Raw genomic sequence first — 20,688 nt, forward strand, 5'->3', positions numbered from 1 at the left:
TTTTACTGACACAGACTGTGGGCCGTTAGCTCAGTTGGTAGAGCAACTGACTTTTAATCAGTGGGTCGCAGGTTCGAACCCTGCACGGCTCACCACTGAAATTAATTAAATTCAATGTCTTATGTGGGGCGCCGCGATTTGGCTGGCAGATTGAGTTTGCCTTGGGGGACATATGGGGGACAAATTGCCGATGTTGGTGGCGCTTTGACCTCTAATCAGGGCTCAGCTATTTCGTTGACAAGACTAGCGCGAGTCGTGTGATCAGAGGTCGCACCGTATGCCTCAGGCGACTTTCCAGTGGATCACCAACAGCCCACGGCCGTCATCACTGCACCTCACGGGCCAAGCACTCAGCCCGGTAGACGTAGTATCTTGCCCTCCCACGACAGTCACATCGCCGACACCGAAACCGCCTGACCAGGTTGACCAATGGCATAGACGGGTTGAACCGGAGGTAAAGCTGATATGGCGGTACCATGTACTTATGAGAGCAATCGGCGCAGATGACTTCAAGCACGTCCGCCGCTGTGAGATCACAAATCCTGACGTGGTGACCGAAGCCATAGACTTGAGAGATGAGCGGCATACGAGAGAGAACATAATAAGAACATGCGTTCCGAGTCTAGCTACTGATTTCGGGTTGCTCTGTCATTCGTTCACCCTCACCGATCAACAGCATCAGATCCGCAGAGATACCACCAAGCAAGCTGTAGGCCGCGTCAGGCGAGCCTGTGAGCCAAGTCTCGTAGGCGTCCGGCGGGAGTATCACCGGCATACGGGTGTGGTACTGAGCGGCGAAGCTGTTGGGGCTGGCCGTCATGATAGAAAAGACCATGGCGTCAATCTCTGTCTCGCCTAGTGTTCCCACCTGCCGTTTCCATATCCCCGCAAAGGCAAAGCCCTCTGCATCCCTCACGTTAGCCCAGTGGTAGGTGGCCGGGTTGCGGCCCGTGGCCTCTGCATACGCCGTCGCAGGGATCAGGCAGCGCCGTGTCTCGAAGCTATCACGCCATAGGGGTGCGGACCTCACCTTGTCGTCGCGTGTGTTGTTCCATGCCTGTGGCTTGAGCCATTTGCCGGTCTTCTTGGATTTGTTGGGAGTGAGGAAACCCCAAGAGCCGCGGACAAGCTCTCTGTCTCCATCATCGATCAGGACAATGGGAGCCTCATCCTTCGGCCATATCGACCGCATTGGCTCCAGGTTCCCGACCCTTGCCCGATCAGGCTGCACATCGAAAATATGGCGGACCGCGTCAAGCGGCATGGTCATTGAATAGAGATTACACACTGCGCCAAGGATAAGGCCGGAAGCAGTCTATGTGAAGGAGCGACCGCAAAGCGCTCCGAAGCAGAACACTAAGCAGAGTTCTTCAACGCCTAACCAGCCCCACCAACGTAGGGATTGTCCCAATTGCGGTTAAGGGCAATATAGCCGTCCAAGGTGCCTTGGTGGACCGTTAATTTATTGAACTAAAAGAAATAGATACATGAATTTGTTTGTAACTGCTGTCGGAGCACTTTTTGTCTTCTCGGTTGCTTCTTTGGCGTTTCCTAAGGACGCAACTGATACCGGGCTTCTGATCAGGTACCTAGGCATCCTATTTTTTCTCTTGATTCTTGCCTTAAGGTTGTTTGCCGGTGCTAAGCAGAGACAGTCACTGCCCTTTGCCTTGCTGCTTTTTGGTCAGGTTTACTACATTCTGATCAAAGGTTTCGCTAGCCTCTATGCAAAGACAGGCATCATAATCCATGATGCCCAATGGTTTGAGGTGGATCGGTTTGACTATGTTTACTTCGCCTTCATCACCATCACGTCTCTCGGTTATGGGGATGTAGCTCCGACGCCAGAATCCCGTCCGATTGTTGTTGTCAATGTGTGTGTTGGAGTAGTCATCAATGCCCTCTTCGTCTCTGTGCTGTTTAGAGCAATAACAGGAAGAGCACAGGGGAATGGCTAGAAAGCGCCTGCCGGAGAATGCACTAGGCTGCGCTCAGACACATAAGATGTTGCCGGGTGATCCGGGTGAGACGTTCTTTTGGAGTTGAGCATCGCTTGAAGTGTCTGTTGCGCGAAAGGCGCTTGATTGCCCGAAGTTCAACTAGGTAAGGTTTCGCTCCATGCTCGCCTTTATTCGCCCAACTGAGCGCTAGAAAGAGCGGAGCCGCTTGACCAGCAGTCTTCCACGTGTCGGCTCAATTTCTGAGTGAAGAGAGAACCTGCCCATCATGACTGACCCGCAAGATTAACAAGGGGTTAACCGATAGGTTTGTCCATCAAAACATAGACTCAGCACGGAATTTCGTATAGCTACTAAAGGAGGGGGTCACACCACTTGTGGCGGACCCCCTCTAGAAATCGCTGTCGAGCAACGCTTATGCACCACATATGTCCCACAAGAAGGACATGAAGTCAACGTTCGATGGCCCTTAAAATAGGTTATAAAGGTGACTATCGATCAGTACTGGGCAAAGCTCAAACATCATGGCTTCACACCTTTTAGGATGCGCGAGAACTACGCAATTCTCACCGGGCCGGAAGGTGAAAAGGTCGGAATACCAACTCCAGATCAACTTACTTCAGAACAACGTCTCGAGGAAATTAGCCACTTCCTGAAGACGCATATTCTCTGTTAGCAAGCTCGAGCTACAGCAGTTTTTGGAACGACCACCCACGGTGATACTGCAGAGTTATGTTTCTCTTCCGTCTCAAGCACGACTACGTTCTCGCCTTGCGCTTCGAACAGGTCCGCAATCATCTCTTTGACCGCTAGCTGCAGTTCTTCGATTGACTTCGCTGCTGCGTGGATACCCACCAGATCAGTACTGGTTGCCCGAAACAGACCTGATTGTGTTGCTTCAATCCGGATATTTACGATTTTCGCCCGATTGTCCATTTGGTGCTTTCCCGTGGCAGCATTTCTGCTGTCCCCATAACGCCCCCAAGCATCTGGGAATTCCTTAAAGATATGGCTTTTGAACGCTAGTTGGCAATAGGTAAGTTAATATTACCTTAAAGCGCGCGGAAGTGTGCTGCACGTTCTCCATGACAAATTTACTGTCAAAACGCTTTGCGACACTACGTCACTGATGGATACCACCTGCACCCACTTTGGTCCCAAGCGACCTCGCTTACCGGATCAAAGCGCACGAAGGCTTGAGATTGAGGGTCGAGAAGGTTGGCAATCAACGGACAGCTGGTGACTTCGCCACCCCGAATGGCGGTTCCGCCGGAAGCGAACTGACATCAAACCACTTGAAGCCTGTGTTCGAGCGCTTCGGCTGCCTGCTACGACTAATGTAACGTCAAGACGAAGAAGCCACTACCAACGGCGGCTCTTTGGGAAAGCTGGTGATGTCGAACCACCTGAACGCCGTCCCATCGTCGTTCTTCCGGTCTCCGTAGCGGATCGTCTGCCCATTGGTCGCCTGCCGGATCAACGCGGCGCGGAAGGCTCGCAGGTCCAATATCCACCACCTGTCCAGCCCGCCACAGGGGTCGGCATGGCCATAAAACATCCAGTCGGCATATCCGTTGACGATTTTCGAAAGCTCAGTCTCCCCGCCGTTCGGCACTTCGGTTCTCACTGTGAAGTGGTTCGGAAAGCGCTCGGCATAGCCTGGGCGGCGCACGCGGGCGGCGATGCGCATATCCTTGGCTCCGAACATCAGTAGGTCTGTGGCCTCGTGCCAGTCCAGCACATCAGGGGCGTTGTGGAGGAGATGCGCGCCCACGATGCGCTGGATCTGGGGGAGGTACTGATCGGACCAAATGCGGTTTCGGACATAGATGTTCATATTTGAAATGGCCCGAAATGCGGGCGCTGCTTTGTGGAAATAATCTTAGGGTAATCTCAGGGTTCGTCGTATTCAAAATACTCAGGGTTCAACGTGAACACTTCGACACCGCGTGCCATTAGCGCTTCAATATGACGCTCTGCCTGGTGGCGTTTAGTGCCGAGGGCGGTTTCCGTTGCCAGGATCAGCTTATCGCCAGGCCGTAGGAACCTGTTGCTCAACTTGCTGTAGGATGAACGGTGTTGAATGTGCCCAGTTGGTTCATCTGCAAAGACATGCTGAGCCCCCATGAAGTAGAGCTTGCGGGCCTCGCTTGCTGCCTGATCCACAGTGCGGGCGACGAGATAGCCGTAGACCACCCCGCCGCCTTCACGGAAAGCCTCAGGGGTACATGCTCCGCAGGTCATGCCGAACCTGGATGGTAGTGAACCTGACGCATGAATTCCGCATCGTCCAAGCCATGTCCAATGGCGGCTTGTAGCGAAGCCAGAACCGCTTTCGGTTGGGCCAATTCATCGACCCTGTTCTCAAGCTGTTGAAGGGCCAGGGTCAAGGCCCTTACCTGCCTGATAGAATCGAGGACCTGCCGATAACAGGCCATCTCCGCTTCGCAAAACCTCATTCCATGCGCTTTCCAGCCATGAGCCATGCCCCGTGGCGCAGGTTGGCCAGCATCTTGTTGTTTGGGTTCTCCATCTCGCGCTCCCAGTCGGCTGTGCCTGCGATTGAGGACGGGCCAAAGTCTTTCCAGCACAGATCAGCCAGTGCAGCTACGCCCTCGGCAGTGCGTGGCACATAATTGATCGCCTCTTCGCAGACTTGATAGTAAGCATCGTCTACATCCACATAAGCCGGACTATTGGGAAGATGAGCCCTTTTATCAATGCACCGTTTCAGCTCTTCGCGGCGGTCCCGCAGGCGAACCAGAGGGTCAATCTCGGCAAGGATTTCTGTCATCTCTTCTTGCAGGATGGCCAGCGTTTCAGCCGTTAACTCACCTCGGAGTAGGCACGATACCTTGCGCAGTGCGTCAATTGGGTTGTCTGGGCAAAGTGCGCGTAGCTTCTGCTCGGCCAGCTCAACGCCGTTTGTGGATGGGTGAGCGTCAAAAAAGCTCTCGAAGTCCGGCTTGCCCTCTGAATCAGCCTTATCTCGCGCAACCCTGGCCTGATCTCGCTTGTGTCGCGCAAATTCTATTTCGGTAACCGCCGCCAAGATGCTGCCAGAGGTGGGCATTTGGTCCAGTTGGGGCGTGTGCCGCTGCTGGGGACCAGTTCCGCTAATAAGCCAGTCCAACGAAAGGTTGGCTTTCTTTGCAAACTCAAAGAGGCTTTTGGAAACCTGGCCGTTGGCGGTCATTATATTCTCGGGAACGTCCACTCCCGCTGCGTCACAGTGAGCAGAAATTCGGGCCTTGATGGCGTCGGCGTCAATAACCGGTGTTTGGATTGTCATGATCAATTCTTCCCTTATGAGGCGGGGATCTGCGCCGCCTTGTTCGTGTTTGAGTAGTTCGTTCAGTGCCGGAACTCATAGACATATCCGTCCACGGCGATCCGGCTGATGGTTGCGAGGTTCACAGAGCGCGGCGCCCGCGCTTCAGCATCCCAGACAGGCATGAGGTGCGGATGACACTCTGCACGCGTCTGAGCGGCTCTACGGGCGCTCTCTGAGGCTTTGTCTCCCTTGAGGTGATGCTTAAGCGTAGCGGGCTGGATGCGCATCTGGCGCTCGCTGCCGTCCTTCTTGGTGAAGGTGACGGATACGAAGCGGCCACGGGCTGCGGCAATCATCTTGCGCTTTGCTTCCATCTCGGCGTGGGCCTGTTCATCTGCTTCACGCTGGCGGGCCGCATGATAGGCGGTGCGCAGGTCTGCCAGTTGGTCGATGCCCTTGTGGCCCAGGGTGGTGCGGTTTTCGAGGTTCTGGATGTCTGCGCAGATGGTAGCCGATGGGCGCAGCGCTTGAGCGGCGCGTTTCGCAGCAATAGCGGCTCGGCGCTTCATCTCAGCCCATGCTTTGCGGAGCGCGTCCCGGAACAGATTGCGAAGCTGTGATGACGGCAGACGGCGGGACCACAGCTCTTGCCGGGCGATGCTCCAAGCGAAGGTGAAGACTTCCGAGCGGTCTAGATGCGTTGTTGCCGTTATCATGCGTTGCCTCCAATCATGCTACATGCTAGATGTAGGGTACAACACAAGGCATGTCAACACTGGGCATGTATAAAAATACATCTGAGGTGTAGTTTGCGCGCGTTGACCCAAGAAGACTGCAAAGCAGCAAGAGCATACTTGAACTTGAAAGCTGGTGATCTGGCCGAGATTTCTGGAGTATCAATCGACACACTGCGAAGCTTCGAGAGTGGGCGCAGCAAGACCCTATCCGCCTCAAATCAGGCGGCCATCGTGCACGCTCTTGAATCTCGGGGCGTTCAGTTCTTGGACACTGGTGAAATTGCCACGGGACCTGGCGTCACGCTTAAAAAACCTACCGACTAGTGCGAATCATACAGCGGTTCCTGACTGTTTGTTCTGACTAGACCTTGGACCGCACATTCGGTCGCCTGTTTGGCAAATTTTAAGACAATCGCCTCTAACACGAAGCCAATCCGGATGGTGGAGGAAACCTGCGATGAAAAACGCAACACTGGCTGTGACCTTGGCATCGATTTCATTTGCCGAACAGTCTGCTGCCCACCACTGCGGCTTGTACGAGTACAAAGCTAAGATTGTCCGGGTCTATGATGGTGATACCGTCTGGGCCGACATCGACCTTGGCTTTAACGTCACGCTGAACAATGAACCGCTGCGCCTTCATCGCATTGACACGCCAGAAGTGCGTGGCGAAGAGAAGGAGCGGGGGTTGCAAATCCGGGATCTACTTGCCGCCCGCATCCTCGATCAGGAGGTCATCTGCGCGGTCTGCAGACTCCCTGCTGTTCGGCAATGTCGTTATTCGTTTTTCGCAGCCCATGGCGTCTTCAGTGCTCATGTGGCGGGGTACGATCACCCTGCGGCTGCAAATCGCAAGGGGTCATTCGCGCGTGCCTCACGCCGCAAGCCTGCGATATTCTTTGCAAGCCACTCTGAGCCATCTTGTCTGGAGGCGAAGCCACTTTGAATGGTTTCGTCGGTGTGGGTGTCCTGCACCTTCCAGGTTCGGCCGTGAGGTACGACCTTGAAGTCACCGTCCTCGCCAGTAAAGGCGCTGGCAATCTCGACAACCTGCAGGGGGTAAACTTCAACGCCGGTGGAAGCCCAACCTGTAACAAGCAGCATGGCCCAGTATGATCCATCCTCTGCGAACACTTCAATTCGGTGACCCTCGCGCAGTGCTCGGCGAACCTTCTGCCAGTATGCCGGATTTTTGATCTGATCGAGGGTGACACCGGTCTTGGGGCGGTGGTGGTGCGCGACCATTGATAGGTCTTGCGTCAATAGCTCATTGGGTCCGATTGATTTCTGAATTCCCATTTTCTTAGGCTCCGTTGTTTGTGTTTTGCAAGATTTCTGGAAGCGGTTGGCTGCCTGGGTCAATCCAAAGCCGAGCCCTCGAAACACCCTCGTTGAACTCTCCGATTGTCACATCAGGATGGTTTTGGCTGAGCCAGTAGAACGCATCTTCGAAGGCCTCGCCCGCCGTCACGGCTCGGGATTTGGTGGTGTCCGCTCGCTTCGAAAATGACTCACGGCACCTGGCCTCCACGAGGCTCGCAGCATCGGTTGCGTCACCGGCAGGCCACTCAGCCAGCTCTTTCTGGTTTTGCTCTCTGGTGGATTGGTTTTTCATTCCTTGCCCTCTTCCTTTATGGTCATCGCTTTGCTGAAAATGTGAGCTATCGCTCGTGCAATATCCATCTGAGCTTCCGTACGTCTTTCGGGTGGAGTTATGTCGTCAATCTCGCGTCTATCAGCCAGCCCAAGGTCGCGGGAGATAAGCCCCGCGTTCAGAAGCCCAGCCGCCGCGCCCTCAAATTTCTGGGTGTAGATCACGTCCTCGACCCGATTCATGACCTCTTTCAGGTCAGGCCTGTCCTCGCGCCACGTCCGCCACGTCTCGAAGCTGATGCCGATGAAGAGGCACATCCCCTTAAGCGTGAATGCTCGCATCTGTGCGACTGGTTCATGCTTGGCTTTGCCTTGGTAGCTCACCAGTGTATCGGCATAGAGCGGGTTTTCGCTGGCCCATTCGAAGTAGTCGCAGCACGCGGTCCAAAGCGGCTCCGGGCTGTCATATATCGGAGCGCGCCCATGGCTGCTCCTCTCTTTCCATATAGCCGTGCCAGGAACAAACCGCCCATCGTCGCCTCTGTCTTGCCCGTGTTCGCTCATATAGCCTCTTTTTGAGGTATTATGTTACCCCATTCACGGGGGATTAACTACCTATTTTTCTGTGTTTCTGAGAAGGCAGCACACTTTCAGCGGAAGGTTTCAGCGAGTTGCGCCATGCTCTTCTTGGTGATCCGCTTCATTCCCCTTCCTCCCACTGTCTGGTCCTGCCGTTCCAAACTCGACCATCCGGGCCGTGCTTTTCCCACTCTGATAGAGCGCGCCAGTCCGCCAGCGAAACAACCTTGCCGGACCAGGTTTTGGGCCGACCACCCACGGTGTATCCATGCCTGCAATCGTCTCGCGGCTTCTCGGGGGAATTCTCTACCCCTACCTGACAATTAGACAGAACCCGACAAAATACACGCTCCAGTTGCTGATCTGCGCATTCCGCAACCTCAGACGGGGTTTTGTCAGGTATTGTCATACTGTCAGGTGGGGTATGGAGTTCTTTGTCTGCACTCTCCGCAAGAGATAACCAACGGCTCATTTCATGCCCTCCAATCTCGGGTTAACCGCGTATATTTTCGATGGACGGCCCGGCCCGGCTGGCTGTTGAATTGCGCTGATCCATGCCGCACTTTCTAACGCTGCAAATGCAGGTCCGATTTCTTTAGCGGATTGCAGGCCCACCAACCCCCGGCGCTGAATGTCTCGGGTACTGACTTGGCGCAGACCCTCCCTTTGAATGATTTCAGCAACGCGGCTCGCGGCACGAAGCTCTTGGGGCTGCGATGCTGCGCCATATGCTCTGTATGCGTGCCTACGGAGGTGCTCGCCAACATAATGACAGGCTCGCCCCATATGCGCTGCGCTGATGGATGTGACAGGCTCTTCACCAACCGCAACGCTATCCATAAGGGCAAGAACTGTTGCCACCCTCACAGACAGGCCGGGGAGTTTGCCGACATGGCTTTTCATCAACCCCGAGGCTTCTGCCTCCCATGCGGCACATTGCAGCCTGAATTCATGCAGAGCCACTTGGGCAGGTTCTTGAAGATGCAGAAAGAAGGGCCGCTTATTGCCTTGATCGTCAACGGCGGGTTCAAGCGCTCGCAACCGTTCCATAGCCGCCAGTACCTTCGCGGTGTCCAGAGTGGCCGCAGGGCGGCGCATGGGCGCGGGTTCAGGGAATACGACCATGAAGCGGGCGAGCAATCCATCATCATCACTCCGCACCAAGAGGCTATCAAGCTTGTCCGGTTGCGTGCCGCCTAGGATGGAAACTGACAGGTGGTCGACAATGATCGGCTCTGGGGAGTTCTTGCGGTCTACTGAGTAGGAGCGCCCCCCAAAGGCCTCAAGCCAGAACGGGCGGTCACCGCCGCCGCTGTAGCGATCCATGCTGCCAAGCCACCCTGACAGCTCGTCACGAGATAAAAGCAGACCGCGCCACCCATCCCGCAGCAACTCCCCCACCTTCTCTGTGGTGGCGTCAGTGATGCGCACACGGCCCCTGACGGGGGGTGCGCCCGCGTCAGCCTCTGCGGGCTTCATCCGTGGCGTATCTCCGTCCTGAATTGCCACTTTGGCGTCAGCCTTCCATTTGGACAGAATAAGCTTTGCAACCTCGTCCTTATCGCTCCATTCCTGCCGTTCTGTCTGATATTGAGCGCCCAGGGCGTTGTCGATTTCTCGGATCGGATCTAAGACAGCATCCAGCGCAGGACTCTTCCCGGAAGATGGATCACCAACCAACATACCCCAGATCACGGGTGGCTCTTTCCATCCATCCCACGGCACCGTCCATCGGGTGTTGCCAACGATTGCGCTGGCAGATGAAAGTAAAGCCAGGGCCACGAAATCAACGGGCGCGCTCTTCACCTCTGCCGCGTCCTTGATCCAAGAGGCCCAAGGCCCGAACACGGTGTCAAAGTCACTCTCTGACATTTCAGGCGCAGGTGGCCTCTCCGGGCATATAATTGTCACGTCCGGCGCAGGCCATTCCTGTGTTGGGTCAAAGGGTCGGATCTCTGCACTTGCCAAACTCATGCCGCAACCCCGCTTTGCAGAACATCGCTCCAATCTTGCCCATCGGGCGCATGAAGGAATGAGACTTCCCAGCCACACGCGTATGCCCTTTTCCCGAGTGCATCGCCTGCGTCACGGCCAGCCTTGTCGCCGTCCGTGGCTATCAGTAGCTCGCCCGGCTGTGTGGGCAGAGAAAGCCCCCGCATCCCTGAGGTGGATAGGGTCGCACAGACTGCGAGGGGTCCGTTCAGAAGTCCGCTAAGCAGGCTAAGGCCAGTCTCTATGCCCTCGCACGCCACTAACGCCCCCGCGCCCGCGGACAGGCGCACAGCGCCGCCCTGACACGGCCCCAACATCATCTTGGCAGACCTTTCCAGCCTTTGGCCCTTCTTGGTGAAGAAGGTGCGGTGTATGCCGCCGGTCGGTGACACATCAGCAACCATCGCGGAGCAAAAGCTGGAGCTCGGCCCGTGGTAAGCATCCGGGAGCCACCTGAGAGTGGGAGGCAGGGAACACGCGATGCCCCTTCCTCTCAAATAGACCTCCCCCTTGGTGCCCTCTATTGGCTGCGCGTGTTCCCAAATGGATCTAGCACGAGCCTTGATCTTCTCAGCTTGTTCTATCCGCTCTCGTTCCGCTGCAGCCAATGCCAGCCGGTCAATCTCTACATGGCCTGGAGTGATGCCTGCAGCCGTGAGAATGTCTCGAAACTCGCAATGGTTCTTCTTGCAGTTCATGAGAAGGGTTTCGCCTTTAACTGTGATACTCAAGGCGTTTTGATCCTTTCGGCGTTGTGGCTGGCAGACAGGACAGGGCGCTGTGCCGTAGTGCTGGCGCCACTTTCCCCCAAGGTCTCGGGTTAATTTGGCCGGGTCGATATTGTGGGTCATGCTGCACCCCCAAAGTAGAGATTTGCTATGATCCTCGCCTGCCCAGGGGTCAGTCCGTGCTGCCGGCGGATACGGCGCTCCTGGCGCTCGCGTGTGGTTTGAGAAGACACCCTCATGTGCTCGGCTCCTCTCGAACATCGCATGCCAGCCGATAGAACTTGCGACCCTCCGGTGTCGTCTCAGTTTCTATGGGCACTTGGTAGTCGCGGCGCAGGACACACACGGCGTCACTCAAGCGGACAGGAGAGGCGCAATAGACTGGTCCCTTGCGGAGCGTGTCCATCATGTCTCGCAAGCGCTTCGACAGAACAATCTCTGTCTCTCCCTCAATGCGATAGCGCTGCTTGTCGCGGTTGCCAGACATGTCGCACAAGGACATGATCCAGTTTGGTTTCGGTTGCCTAGGTTGGCTGCTCATTTTGCCAGATCTTTTCTGAGTTGAAAGGACGGGCCGCAGACGGTACATTCGAATAGCCTAAACGAATGAGCCCTCACTGCGGACACTGTCCGAGTGGGGGTTTTGTTTATGCGGCTTGGCTTATCTTCGCGTCGATGTAACGGTTCAGCTCGTCAAACTCGATGCGTGTCGATCCGCCCATCTTGACGAACTTGAGGTTGCCTGCCTTCCACTCTTTGTAGAGGGTCGCGCGGCTTTCCTGAGAGTAGGCGACTGCCTGCGGGACGGTCATCAAGCGAGGCGCTGTGCTGCCGAATGTCTCCATGTGTGTCACTCCATACTGTGTTGTCGATGGAGAAAAGATGCCTGACCGGGCGAAACCTCGTAAGCGGCCAAACTCTATGAAAACCGTCAGCTAGTTTTGTCACTCAGCGCATTCCGAACATAGCGCCTACGACCCTCATTCCCGACCGTCTGAGGAGGGAAAACAAGACCTGGAAACTGGCGCTCAAGCTCTTTCAATGTTCGCAAGAACAAACCATTCTCATTCTTACTCACCGGCAAACCGTGACTTAGAAGCGCTTTGGAGAGATCCTTAATGAAATCGTGATAGTGCTTGGAAAGTGGGACTTCACTGTACTGTTCATCCAACGCCCCTGCCAGAAACTCCAAGAGAACTTGCAAGTTGTACGACGCATCTCCATCAAAGGTTTCTGGCGAGGTCGGTGCGTCTTTACGAGCGGAGATTTCCCAGTTTCGCAGCCATACTCTAAGGTGGTATTGGCCACCTCCCGCAAGCTTCATATCATTCAGCGCGCTAGCCAGTTTGCGTGCGAGATTCTGAACTTTGGCTGCAGACTGGAAGAGTTCTGAATCTCTCTCTAAGACATGCAAACCCACTGCAGATTTGAAGTCGTGCCTTGCGCAAGTGCTTATCAGGTCGGTTACTAGTGCTTCTGAAAGTGGCTGAGACCCGCCTATCTCCGCAATGGCTTGACGATCAATACGACCACGAATGTTTCGCCCTTCTCCACCGGAACCTTTGAGTGCCCTTGCGTTCTTACGCCCCCGGGTTTGCATCAATTCACGTTCCCAAGCGCCACAACCCTTGCGGCCTTGCCAGTCACCATCTCCGCCCACCGATCCAGCGCGGCAGCGCGTTGAGGAAGCATCAGCGCCTTGTTGTAGACCCTAGCAACAGCACTTGGAGCGGACCCACTGGCGACGTGGTTGAGCACTCGGTCTGCCACGCTCTCAGGCACGCCAGACTCCGCCATTGCTGTTGAAAAGCCAGTCCTCAAGTCATGCAGCGTCCAATGTTCGAACTCATCGCCAAGGAGATTATCAAGGCGCCTCTTGGCTTTACTGACGCCGGATAGCGGCGTGGTTTCGGTTGTCGTGAACAGTAGGGCGTCGGGACCAGCATCTTTGTCCAGTTTGGCTATGAGTGCCTTAACCTCGTCCAGTGCTGGCGCAGACAGATGTGTGATGTGTGGCTTCCCGTTCTTGGTCTTCGATCCGGGTATAACTATTTGTGCCTTGGTCAAATCAATTTCTGACCTCACTAGCCCCAGTATCTCGCTTCGGCGCTGAAGTGTGAAAACCAGCAAACGAATGAATGGCCCCCAAAGCTTACCGAGCTCAAAGCTGGTTTGGTATATCTGCCTGACCTCCGCAATCGTCGGTGTCCGTTCCCGGGCCTCCTCCAATCCTGCCTTGATCAGCCCTGCACCTTCGTCCGTTTCGGTGTAGCCGCGCCGCCAAGCCCACTTGGAGAAAGCAGAGAGTGCGGCTTTGATCCGGTTGGCAAATGGTATCTTTCCTTCCTGCGCTTTCGCGTCGATGGGAGCCTGCATGTCCTTCCGTGTGAGGTCGTCAATTGCTTTGGTGAGATGATCGGCAAGGGCTGTTTCGAGCTGGCGTTTTCGCTCGTCGCCGCGACGAAGGTTTGAAAGATGTAACTCGTCGTAGACGTCGATGGCCTGCTGCACAGTCACCTGAGACACTTTTGCCAGCTTATGCGCCGCGGCAATCGCTACCCGGTCAATGCCTTTGGCTGCTTCCGCCTCAATCTCCAGGGCCATGCTACGGGCTTCTGATAGGCCAATCGCGGGGTAGGCACCCAGCGTGTGCCGCCTTTTGGTTCCACCCTTCACCCGTCGCTCGTACAGCCAAGACATTCGTCCGGTATATGAGACCCGCAGCCGCAGTCCCGGTCGCTTGCTATCCGAGTATTCGGTTCGCCCCTCGTCGGGTGTGTTCTTCTTGATGCTCGCAAGTCGGCGCTCGGTCAGTTCTTCGGGCAAGGATCACATCCCAATTTTGTCCCCCCCGCAGCTGTGGGGGACTCATGGGGGACATCTTGCACTGGATTTGGGTGGACGTCCATGGATGATGTGAGACGGATCAGAGTAGGGCTTTTCTTCCAATTGTCATTGATACAGTGCAGTTTTTCTGCCCATCCGGATACATCTGTGGACATCCGGAGACTTCCGTGGACGAAACCGGGAAAACTGTCTGATTTTGACTTTTAATCAGTGGGTCGCAGGTTCGAACCCTGCACGGCTCACCACTGTTTACCCTGTAAGATGACATGTGGTTTGTCTCTTTTGACAAGAGTTCATCGCTTTTTCAGCTTTTCCAGACCGTTGTAGATGGTGCGTACTGAACCTACGCTGAAGCAGAGCAAGCACTGTCGAGTTTCTGTTTGAGATGTCTCCTTCAGTCCGCGTTGCTTTTGGCGGAGATACGAGGCGGGACAGTGAATGGCGCATTGGTACACAGCAGACCCTCACTTTGGGCATGAGAACGTGATCGAGTTCTGCCAGCGTCCCTTCGCAAACACGGAACAAATGGATCAAGTGCTGCTAACCAACCTTCGTGATCGTGTGAGTCACGAAGACGACCTCTGGATCGTTGGTGACTTCGCATTCGGACCTAGAGCAAAAGACCGGCGCTATCTTGATGAGATTTTTGGACAATTGCCTGGTGCGAGGAGACACTTGGTTGTCGGCAACCATGATCTGCGGCCAACTTTGGATCTGCCGTGGGACAATGTTGGACCGCTAGTGGAGTTGCGAGACGGACCGATGAACCAGCTAAACACGCTCTGCCACTATCCGATGATCACCTGGAACCACGCAAGACGAAGCGCTCTTCAACTCTTTGGGCATGTCCATAACAATTGGCTGGGTTCGCGAAACTCAGTGAATGTCGGTGTGGACGTCTGGGATTTTGCCCCGATTCGTTTTGAAGAAGTTGAGAGCCGTAGCAAAACACTGGCCCCAAACCTGCATTGGCAGGACGTAGAGCCTAAATAGTAGAGCGAGGAGCGAAAGTTCGCCGCAAGCGCACTATGAATTCAAGCAATCTGATGACAACGGACATTCAGAGAGTATCGAAGCCATGACACAGAAACGAAACTACAAGAGAAGCTTTGAAAACTGATTGCTTGGACTGTTGTTGCGGCAGTCGATCGGCCCTTTCCTGACCTAGAATGGATATCGGCACTCATTTGTCTGCTTGGCCAAAAACAAGATGCTTTGGCACTTCATCCGGTCAGATACGACCTTTTTGGCGGCAACGTTGGTATGCTAGTTATACTGCGCCGCGATTGCCGTCGAGCCAGATCCTGAATTGCGGTCTGATGACTTCATCTCGCGGCTCATCCATGCAGCAGCCAATGAATTCTGTATTCTGATTGAGATCGTTATCGGTGCCATCGAAATATGCATCCGTCGCGACGAAACCATCTTGGGCAAACAACACTTCGTAGCGGAGTTCCTGCGTCGCACAGGTTGTGCAAACGACCTGAACCCCTTTGTTCGCACAAACTTCAGAGCCATTGATCCTAAGGTCCTGTTGCCGGGCCAAATGACGCCTCTTCATTGGGTGCGCCAAAGCAGCGGGACCGAAAGAAATGATGCGCTTGAGGTTATCTGTCGCGCCATTTCCAGGCGAACCCGCGCACTCGATCGTCAGCAGGATCGCCGCTCGCAACGGTGCCAGTTTCGCTCAAGATTTCTGTGCCGACATGAATTTATCCTGGAAAGCGATCACGAGCGGCGATCAAGCCGAGCTCACAGACATGGCGTTCTTAGCTGGGCTTTCGATCCGCGAATTGGGTTCGTCTTCCGTCCGCACTTCTGACCACCACAACTACGATTTGAACGGCGAACATCTGACGGCAAAGACGCTTGATAGAGGTGTGTTGAAAGTCTGTCCGCAATGTTTGCTGGAAGACATGGATGCCAGCGGACCGCTCTCACGCCATTGTCGCGTCGAATGGTTGCTCAATCACTATCAGGTTTGTCACATTCACGGAGCCTTGATGCTCACTTTGCCGAAAGCGGAGTATCCGAGATGTAAGAACGACTTTTATCAACGCATCAAGGATCACTGGAAGCAAATTGTTGCCGCGGCTGGGTCGAGAAACGCTGAAAGCTACAACCTACGCTGGCCTGTCTATTTGGCAAACCGGATCAGAGGTCGCGCAACAGATACATGGTGCGATCAATTTGATTTGGATATCACCTGTCGCTTCGCTCTATGTCTCGGCACGGTTCTGCGGTTTGGGTCGCAGGTTAACCCGTCAGAACTAAGCGGCGAGGAGATGGCTGTAGTGCTCGCCGAGGCATTTGAGGTATTTTCCGTTGAGGCCAATGCGGTTAGAGCCGCTTTTCGCGGAGTTCGGAAAAGGTCTGTTAGTCTAAATCCCGGATTTTACACCGACTTTGGCGCACTTGCGCGGTGGCTGGCACGCATTGATCATCTTGACTCCAAGTTTGTCGAATTGCTCGATTTGGCGGCGGAACATTTGGGTATCTCGAGGCCATCCCTTCAACGACTAGCGCAATCGAAAATGCTGACACCTCGTTTCGATCTCCCAAGTATGGCCCCTGTCTACCACCCAGAAGACATGAGCGACTTCGAGAATTCTGTGTTTACGCACGCTCGTATTCTTTCGCAGATTCCGACAGGTCACATACCTATCTTCAAGCTTTGCACACATGCGAAATGCTATTTCGAAGAAATCATTGAAGTCGCCAGCGCCGGGAGGCTTTTGTCGCTGTGTCGTTTGCCTTGCGCGCAAGGCATCAAAGACTGTTTCGCCGATCTCGAAGACTTGCGTGATCAGCTTCAGGAGCCAGCTCACGATGGTCACACAAAGCAAGAGGTAAAGCGCCTTCTACGTGTCAATGATCCAACTGTGACACTGCCAGTGAAACGCGCGTTGTTGCGGTCAAGCATGGTGAGGCATCCGCGATCTCGTCGGCCGATGGCTCTGATCAGCTCTGAAGCCTTATCCGAGTTTCTAGGTGTACATGCGACTTTGGGCATGATGGCTCACGCTGCGCGAACACAGGCAAAACATGTCGCCACCAAGCTCGAAAAGTCTGGGATTGAACCGCTGCCGCTTGGTGACCGGTTCAGCAAGATTTATCTGCGTACGCCGGACTTGGAGCATCTGTTTCAACCTGGTGAGATTGGATCTCAACAACATGACTGCGGAAAACCAACCGATCACACCCCGGGAGTGAGGACGTAAATGAAAAATGATATCAGCGATGAGGCTCTTGCAAGCGACATGGACGCTCAGTTGAAAATAATCAGAGACGCCTATGCCAGTCGAAATCAGGATGAAATCGAACAGGCACTCAACCGTGTTTCGCGGGTGCGGCGCATGAAGGCGAAGGGGCTCTACGATCTCTACCGCGACTTATCCCAAGATGGTCACTCTGATGGCCAGGTCTAGGTCCTTTTGTGTGATGCCCGTGCGCTGCCGACACTGTTCCTGACGGGAAAACCAGTTTATGCCTATGGTTGTATTGAAGAATTACTCTGTGTCGATTTGCCGAGAGGTGTGATCGGTCAGATTGGTCAAAGGCAATGAAGCGTGATCTGGAAAAGTCTCTAATCTATTGGCGGGCGTCGCTCGCTGATGGTGCATTGGGACGAGGACGTTTCAAACAGCGCGATCGCAAAGACTTCATTGAGCTGTCCAAAGAGGTTCTGGCCAATGGTATTTTGCCGAAAAACCAGGTTGCGAAGGTTTTCGAAGGACAGAAGCCAGACATCAAAACCATGCCCGTCCAACTCTGGCCCATGGTAACAGCTCGAAAGGTGTCGCACGGCGCGACGATCCTCAGCGGATATCCCGAACTCGTCGCACCGGTCGTCACTGAGGCCATGGTTGACCGTGACGGCAATATCAGACCTTCACGGAACGTCATTGCGCGAGATCTGCTCAAACCGCTCCCAAATGACGAATTCTCGTTGGGCAACCTAGATGACTTCGACGCCTTTCTGGCTGCGTCGCCCTTTTCACCTGATGAGAATTCGCCCATCTGGGCGCAATACCTTGAACACTGCCGTGCCATGCTAGACGCAGTGTCGCCAGGATGGCCGGCAGGCGACGACAACTACGTCTCTGCCCGTGTGGGTTTCATGGAAGTGGCCAGTGACGCAGCCGCCACCATCGCGCAAATTATCGGCCTTTATGACGCGCTCATAGACGACCCGCCTGAGGCACCTCTGCTCAAACGAACGGCGGCCCCCTCACAAACCACTAAGGAACTTTCGCCTGATGTCGAGGCGGCACTGGCAAATCGTCTTGGGCATGCCAGCGATGCATTTCCATTGGCGGATCATCAGCGTCAGGTCTTGTCGTATGTCGCCACCGGTAAGACCGGTGATGTGGTGGCCGTAAATGGCCCGCCAGGGACCGGCAAGACGACTCTACTTCTATCCGTGATCGCCGATGCGTGGGTACGCGCGGCACTCCTTGGAGCGGAGCCACCCGTCATTGTTGCGGCCTCGACCAACAATCAGGCCGTCACAAACATCATCGACGCCTTTGGAAAGGACTTCGCGGAAGGCGATGGGCCTTTTGCGGGTCGCTGGTTACCTGATCTGAAGAGCTATGGGCTGTACCTGCCGTCCAAGACCAAAGAGGCAGAGGCGGCGCGGACCTACCAAACCGAGCGGTTCTTTGAGGAGCTCGAGAGCTACGACTACCTTGCAAAGGCGAAAGCAGCATTTTTGAAGGCTGGGCGAGCGGCATTTCCGGACAACGCCGATGCAAATCCAGAGGAGATCGTAGCCGCGCTTCACCAACGGATTGTTCAAGACATTGGAAAGCTGTCCGTTACGGACAAGGCACGCACAAGGGTGATGACTGCGACAGCCAGGGTCCACGAATTGCTGGGAGACGATCCTGCGTCTGCGGTGCTGGAGCTTGAGAACAGCGCATCGGAGAGCTGCGCCAATCAGGAACGCCATGCGTCATGGGAATCCGGATGGACGAAACATCAGGCGGATGAATCCTTTTGGCTGTCGTTGTTGAGTTTTCTTCCGGCAGTCGCCCGCAAGCGATTGGCAAAAGCACGCGCAGCTTTGGATGACATTGGCTGCACCAACGATACTGTTGGCTTGGGCTCTGTGTCGGAGATTGCTCCGATGCTTCAAGACGGACTCAGATCGGCGACGGCTGCGGCAAAGACAGCTGAGACGGCATACCGAACAGCGCAAACCGCAACTAAGGATTTGAATGAGGTTGAGCAGGAGTGGACCCAGGCGGTGGAAGACTTGGGTGCGCCAAACGTTTCCGCATCCGATACACTAGAGCTTGATAGGTTCGCTGACTGCAACGTGCGGTTTCATCTTTTTCAACTGGCCTGCCATTATTGGGAGGGGCGCTGGCTGCTCGAAATGGAAGAGGACCTTGACGACATCGTTGGTTCTAGACGCAAGACAGGCCGTAAAACTGTCGAGCCGCGTTGGCGTCGACGCATGATGCTGACGCCGTGCGCGGTGTCTACATTTGCCAGCCTGTGCGGAAAGATGAGTTTTGGCCTCAAGTCGAGCGGGGATTGGAAGACAGGGTACCTCTATGATTTCATCGATCTGCTGATTGTGGACGAAGCGGGCCAGGTCTTGCCCGAAGTTGCCGCGCCCTCGTTTGCTTTAGCCAAGCGGGCCCTTGTGATCGGCGATACGCAGCAGATCGAGCCAATTGCATCCGTGTCGAATGCGGTCGACATCGGCAACCTGCAAAGTGCTGGCTTTCTGCAGGACAGCTATAGTGACGGCGAGCTATCGGAGCTGTCGCATACCGGCCTCCGCAGCGTTGGCGGGAGTGTGATGCAGCTCGCCCAACAGGCGTGCCTGTACGAGCCTTATCCAGACTTGGAGCGGGGGCTTTATCTGTTCGAGCATCGGCGCTGCTACGACGAAATCATCAGCTTCTGCAACACGCTCTGCTACAAGGGATCGCTTAAGCCGATAAGGGGAGCAGCGCCCACCGATCTTGTGACTCCATCCATGGGTTATCTGCACATTGATGGGCTCTCACTCAGCTTTGGTGGGAGCCGTGCCAATCCAACAGAAGCATCGACAATCGCTGACTGGCTGGCGTCCTACCGCGACGATCTCGAGCAGCAGTACGGAACCAAGCTGGAAGATATTGTTGGGGTCGTCACACCCTTCGGCAGGCAAGTTCAGGAGATAAAGCGCGCCTGTGCTGATCGCGGGATTGATGTGCAACAGATGACCATCGGTACAGTCCATTCCTTGCAGGGGGCCGAACGGCAAGTCGTGATCTTTTCGCCGGTCTATTCCAAACATGCCGACGGGCAATTTATCGATATGTCACCCAGCATGCTTAATGTGACTGTGTCACGCGCGAAGGATAGCTTCCTCGTCTTTGGCGACATGGATGTCTTTTCATCAGCCGCGAAAGGGGCACCACGATCTGTACTGGCCGATGTTCTTTTCTCATCGAAGGGCACGGCTTTGGACTTTGCGCCCCAGCCGCGCGCCGACCTGCAGTCAGCCAATCAACCACTAACGACTTTACGCGACGCAGAAGAACACGACCGATATATGATCGACGCGCTCTCATCTTCGGCGCGTGATTTTACGATTGTCAGTCCTTGGGTAATTGCCAGAACCATGGAGCGTGTCGGTCTGCTCGATGCCTTTCAAAAAGCAACTGCACGCGGCGCCAGCATTGATGTGTTCGTCGACCCCCTTCTCAACCAAACCACCGATACAAGTGGCGCAGCTCAGCTTGAGACAGCCAAAGCGGCACTCTCAAAAGTCGGTGTTAGTACCCATGAGGTGCGCCAACTTCACAGTAAGATCTTCATCGTCGGGACTGATCAATTGTGCATCGGATCATACAACTGGCTGAGTGCGGACAGGCACGGGCAATATGCACGCCATGAAACTGATCAGCCCCACCTGAGTGGTCCAATTTGATTGTTAGTGCATGATTGGCGTTTGGTCCATCTGGACGATGGTTTCT

Annotated in this window: 20 protein-coding genes and 1 tRNA gene; 7 read left to right on the plus strand and 14 right to left on the minus strand. The window is 54.9% G+C overall.

Going from position 1 to position 20,688, the window contains the following annotated elements:
- Nucleotides 1-19 precede the first annotated feature (19 nt).
- A tRNA-Lys gene (locus Q1A53_RS20395) sits at nucleotides 20-95 on the plus strand.
- 527 nt (nucleotides 96-622) lie between these two features.
- Here Q1A53_RS20395 and Q1A53_RS20400 read toward each other — a convergent pair.
- On the minus strand, nucleotides 623-1,288 hold the full coding sequence (locus tag Q1A53_RS20400) for an SOS response-associated peptidase family protein (RefSeq protein WP_299970169.1): 666 nt from the start codon (nucleotides 1,286-1,288) through the stop codon (nucleotides 623-625).
- 199 nt (nucleotides 1,289-1,487) lie between these two features.
- Here Q1A53_RS20400 and Q1A53_RS20405 point away from each other — a divergent pair, with 199 nt between their 5' ends.
- Complete coding sequence (locus Q1A53_RS20405) at nucleotides 1,488-1,958, plus strand: ion channel (protein ID WP_299970172.1); 471 nt, start codon at nucleotides 1,488-1,490, stop codon at nucleotides 1,956-1,958.
- 672 nt (nucleotides 1,959-2,630) lie between these two features.
- Here Q1A53_RS20405 and Q1A53_RS20410 read toward each other — a convergent pair.
- The 5 genes from Q1A53_RS20410 to Q1A53_RS20430 all read right to left on the minus strand — a co-directional run bounded on the left by Q1A53_RS20410 (nucleotide 2,631) and on the right by Q1A53_RS20430 (nucleotide 5,948).
- Nucleotides 2,631-2,894 (minus strand): hypothetical protein, encoded by a 264-nt coding sequence (locus Q1A53_RS20410; RefSeq protein ID WP_299970174.1) that lies wholly within the window; start codon nucleotides 2,892-2,894, stop codon nucleotides 2,631-2,633.
- Between the two features lie 409 nt (nucleotides 2,895-3,303).
- The gene (locus tag Q1A53_RS20415) at nucleotides 3,304-3,795 is read right to left on the minus strand and encodes a hypothetical protein (protein WP_299970177.1); all 492 of its coding nucleotides are present in this window, start codon (nucleotides 3,793-3,795) and stop codon (nucleotides 3,304-3,306) included.
- A 56-nt stretch (nucleotides 3,796-3,851) separates the two neighbouring features.
- Complete coding sequence (locus Q1A53_RS20420) at nucleotides 3,852-4,202, minus strand: hypothetical protein (RefSeq protein WP_299970180.1); 351 nt, start codon at nucleotides 4,200-4,202, stop codon at nucleotides 3,852-3,854.
- 211 nt (nucleotides 4,203-4,413) lie between these two features.
- The gene (locus Q1A53_RS20425; RefSeq protein WP_299970183.1) at nucleotides 4,414-5,250 is read right to left on the minus strand and encodes a hypothetical protein; all 837 of its coding nucleotides are present in this window, start codon (nucleotides 5,248-5,250) and stop codon (nucleotides 4,414-4,416) included.
- 62 nt (nucleotides 5,251-5,312) lie between these two features.
- Nucleotides 5,313-5,948, minus strand: a complete 636-nt coding sequence (locus Q1A53_RS20430; RefSeq protein ID WP_299970186.1) for a hypothetical protein — start codon at nucleotides 5,946-5,948, stop codon at nucleotides 5,313-5,315.
- A 478-nt stretch (nucleotides 5,949-6,426) separates the two neighbouring features.
- Here Q1A53_RS20430 and Q1A53_RS20435 point away from each other — a divergent pair, with 478 nt between their 5' ends.
- Nucleotides 6,427-6,915: a hypothetical protein gene (locus tag Q1A53_RS20435; RefSeq protein WP_299970189.1), complete on the plus strand. Its 489-nt coding sequence runs from the start codon at nucleotides 6,427-6,429 to the stop codon at nucleotides 6,913-6,915.
- A gap of 357 nt (nucleotides 6,916-7,272) precedes the next feature.
- Here the strand turns inward: Q1A53_RS20435 and Q1A53_RS20440 are convergent, their stop codons facing one another.
- The 7 genes from Q1A53_RS20440 to Q1A53_RS20470 all read right to left on the minus strand — a co-directional run bounded on the left by Q1A53_RS20440 (nucleotide 7,273) and on the right by Q1A53_RS20470 (nucleotide 13,687).
- Entirely contained in the window at nucleotides 7,273-7,584 is a 312-nt protein-coding gene (locus tag Q1A53_RS20440) for a hypothetical protein (protein WP_299970192.1), read from the minus strand.
- Nucleotides 7,581-8,126 carry a terminase small subunit gene (locus Q1A53_RS20445; protein ID WP_299970195.1) on the minus strand — a complete coding sequence of 182 codons (546 nt, stop codon included), beginning with the start codon at nucleotides 8,124-8,126 and terminating at the stop codon, nucleotides 7,581-7,583. Before Q1A53_RS20445 ends, Q1A53_RS20440 begins: the two co-directional genes overlap by 4 nt.
- Nucleotides 8,127-8,609: 483 nt before the next feature.
- Nucleotides 8,610-9,947, minus strand: coding sequence for a YfjI family protein (locus Q1A53_RS20450; RefSeq protein WP_299970198.1), 1,338 nt, complete (start codon nucleotides 9,945-9,947; stop codon nucleotides 8,610-8,612).
- 164 nt (nucleotides 9,948-10,111) lie between these two features.
- On the minus strand, nucleotides 10,112-11,122 hold the full coding sequence (locus Q1A53_RS23460) for a toprim domain-containing protein (RefSeq protein ID WP_366873003.1): 1,011 nt from the start codon (nucleotides 11,120-11,122) through the stop codon (nucleotides 10,112-10,114).
- Nucleotides 11,123-11,508: 386 nt separating this feature from the next.
- A complete protein-coding gene (locus Q1A53_RS20460; RefSeq protein ID WP_299970199.1) occupies nucleotides 11,509-11,706 on the minus strand; it encodes a helix-turn-helix domain-containing protein in 198 nt (65 codons plus the stop codon).
- Between the two features lie 86 nt (nucleotides 11,707-11,792).
- Nucleotides 11,793-12,461 carry a hypothetical protein gene (locus Q1A53_RS20465; protein WP_299970202.1) on the minus strand — a complete coding sequence of 223 codons (669 nt, stop codon included), beginning with the start codon at nucleotides 12,459-12,461 and terminating at the stop codon, nucleotides 11,793-11,795.
- The gene (locus Q1A53_RS20470; protein ID WP_299970204.1) at nucleotides 12,461-13,687 is read right to left on the minus strand and encodes a site-specific integrase; all 1,227 of its coding nucleotides are present in this window, start codon (nucleotides 13,685-13,687) and stop codon (nucleotides 12,461-12,463) included. Before Q1A53_RS20470 ends, Q1A53_RS20465 begins: the two co-directional genes overlap by 1 nt.
- Before the next feature lie 459 nt (nucleotides 13,688-14,146).
- On the opposite strand from Q1A53_RS20470, the gene Q1A53_RS20475 reads away from it, so the two are divergent.
- Complete coding sequence (locus Q1A53_RS20475; protein WP_299970207.1) at nucleotides 14,147-14,701, plus strand: metallophosphoesterase; 555 nt, start codon at nucleotides 14,147-14,149, stop codon at nucleotides 14,699-14,701.
- 277 nt (nucleotides 14,702-14,978) lie between these two features.
- On the opposite strand, the gene Q1A53_RS20480 is transcribed toward Q1A53_RS20475, so the two are convergent.
- Nucleotides 14,979-15,380 (minus strand): hypothetical protein, encoded by a 402-nt coding sequence (locus tag Q1A53_RS20480; RefSeq protein ID WP_299970231.1) that lies wholly within the window; start codon nucleotides 15,378-15,380, stop codon nucleotides 14,979-14,981.
- Between Q1A53_RS20480 and Q1A53_RS20485 the strand changes: the two genes are divergently transcribed.
- From Q1A53_RS20485 to Q1A53_RS20495, 3 genes are all read left to right on the plus strand, one after another.
- Complete coding sequence (locus Q1A53_RS20485) at nucleotides 15,304-16,929, plus strand: TniQ family protein (protein ID WP_299970228.1); 1,626 nt, start codon at nucleotides 15,304-15,306, stop codon at nucleotides 16,927-16,929. The two genes, Q1A53_RS20480 and Q1A53_RS20485, sit on opposite strands and share 77 nt — an antisense overlap.
- Entirely contained in the window at nucleotides 16,930-17,136 is a 207-nt protein-coding gene (locus Q1A53_RS20490) for a hypothetical protein (RefSeq protein ID WP_299970210.1), read from the plus strand.
- A gap of 134 nt (nucleotides 17,137-17,270) precedes the next feature.
- Nucleotides 17,271-20,642 (plus strand): AAA domain-containing protein, encoded by a 3,372-nt coding sequence (locus tag Q1A53_RS20495; RefSeq protein ID WP_299970213.1) that lies wholly within the window; start codon nucleotides 17,271-17,273, stop codon nucleotides 20,640-20,642.
- The last annotated feature ends 46 nt before the right edge of the window (nucleotides 20,643-20,688 follow it).

Source organism: uncultured Roseobacter sp., from assembly GCF_947496515.1.
Taxonomy (GTDB): Bacteria; Pseudomonadota; Alphaproteobacteria; order Rhodobacterales; family Rhodobacteraceae; genus Roseobacter.

Excerpts from the sequence above, each read along its gene's own strand:
- Q1A53_RS20405 (WP_299970172.1), top strand. The coding sequence starts at position 1,488 with ATGAATTTGTTTGTAACTGCTGTCGGAGCACTTTTTGTCTTCTCGGTT.
- Q1A53_RS20410 (WP_299970174.1), bottom strand. The coding sequence starts at position 2,894 with ATGGACAATCGGGCGAAAATCGTAAATATCCGGATTGAAGCAACACAA.
- Q1A53_RS20415 (WP_299970177.1), bottom strand. The coding sequence starts at position 3,795 with ATGAACATCTATGTCCGAAACCGCATTTGGTCCGATCAGTACCTCCCC.
- Q1A53_RS20420 (WP_299970180.1), bottom strand. The coding sequence starts at position 4,202 with ATGACCTGCGGAGCATGTACCCCTGAGGCTTTCCGTGAAGGCGGCGGG.
- Q1A53_RS20425 (WP_299970183.1), bottom strand. The coding sequence starts at position 5,250 with ATGACAATCCAAACACCGGTTATTGACGCCGACGCCATCAAGGCCCGA.
- Q1A53_RS20430 (WP_299970186.1), bottom strand. The coding sequence starts at position 5,948 with ATGATAACGGCAACAACGCATCTAGACCGCTCGGAAGTCTTCACCTTC.
- Q1A53_RS20435 (WP_299970189.1), top strand. The coding sequence starts at position 6,427 with ATGAAAAACGCAACACTGGCTGTGACCTTGGCATCGATTTCATTTGCC.
- Q1A53_RS20440 (WP_299970192.1), bottom strand. The coding sequence starts at position 7,584 with ATGAAAAACCAATCCACCAGAGAGCAAAACCAGAAAGAGCTGGCTGAG.
- Q1A53_RS20445 (WP_299970195.1), bottom strand. The coding sequence starts at position 8,126 with ATGAGCGAACACGGGCAAGACAGAGGCGACGATGGGCGGTTTGTTCCT.
- Q1A53_RS23460 (WP_366873003.1), bottom strand. The coding sequence starts at position 11,122 with ATGTTCGAGAGGAGCCGAGCACATGAGGGTGTCTTCTCAAACCACACG.
- Q1A53_RS20460 (WP_299970199.1), bottom strand. The coding sequence starts at position 11,706 with ATGGAGACATTCGGCAGCACAGCGCCTCGCTTGATGACCGTCCCGCAG.
- Q1A53_RS20465 (WP_299970202.1), bottom strand. The coding sequence starts at position 12,461 with ATGCAAACCCGGGGGCGTAAGAACGCAAGGGCACTCAAAGGTTCCGGT.
- Q1A53_RS20475 (WP_299970207.1), top strand. The coding sequence starts at position 14,147 with ATGGCGCATTGGTACACAGCAGACCCTCACTTTGGGCATGAGAACGTG.
- Q1A53_RS20485 (WP_299970228.1), top strand. The coding sequence starts at position 15,304 with ATGCGCTTGAGGTTATCTGTCGCGCCATTTCCAGGCGAACCCGCGCAC.
- Q1A53_RS20490 (WP_299970210.1), top strand. The coding sequence starts at position 16,930 with ATGAAAAATGATATCAGCGATGAGGCTCTTGCAAGCGACATGGACGCT.
- Q1A53_RS20495 (WP_299970213.1), top strand. The coding sequence starts at position 17,271 with ATGAAGCGTGATCTGGAAAAGTCTCTAATCTATTGGCGGGCGTCGCTC.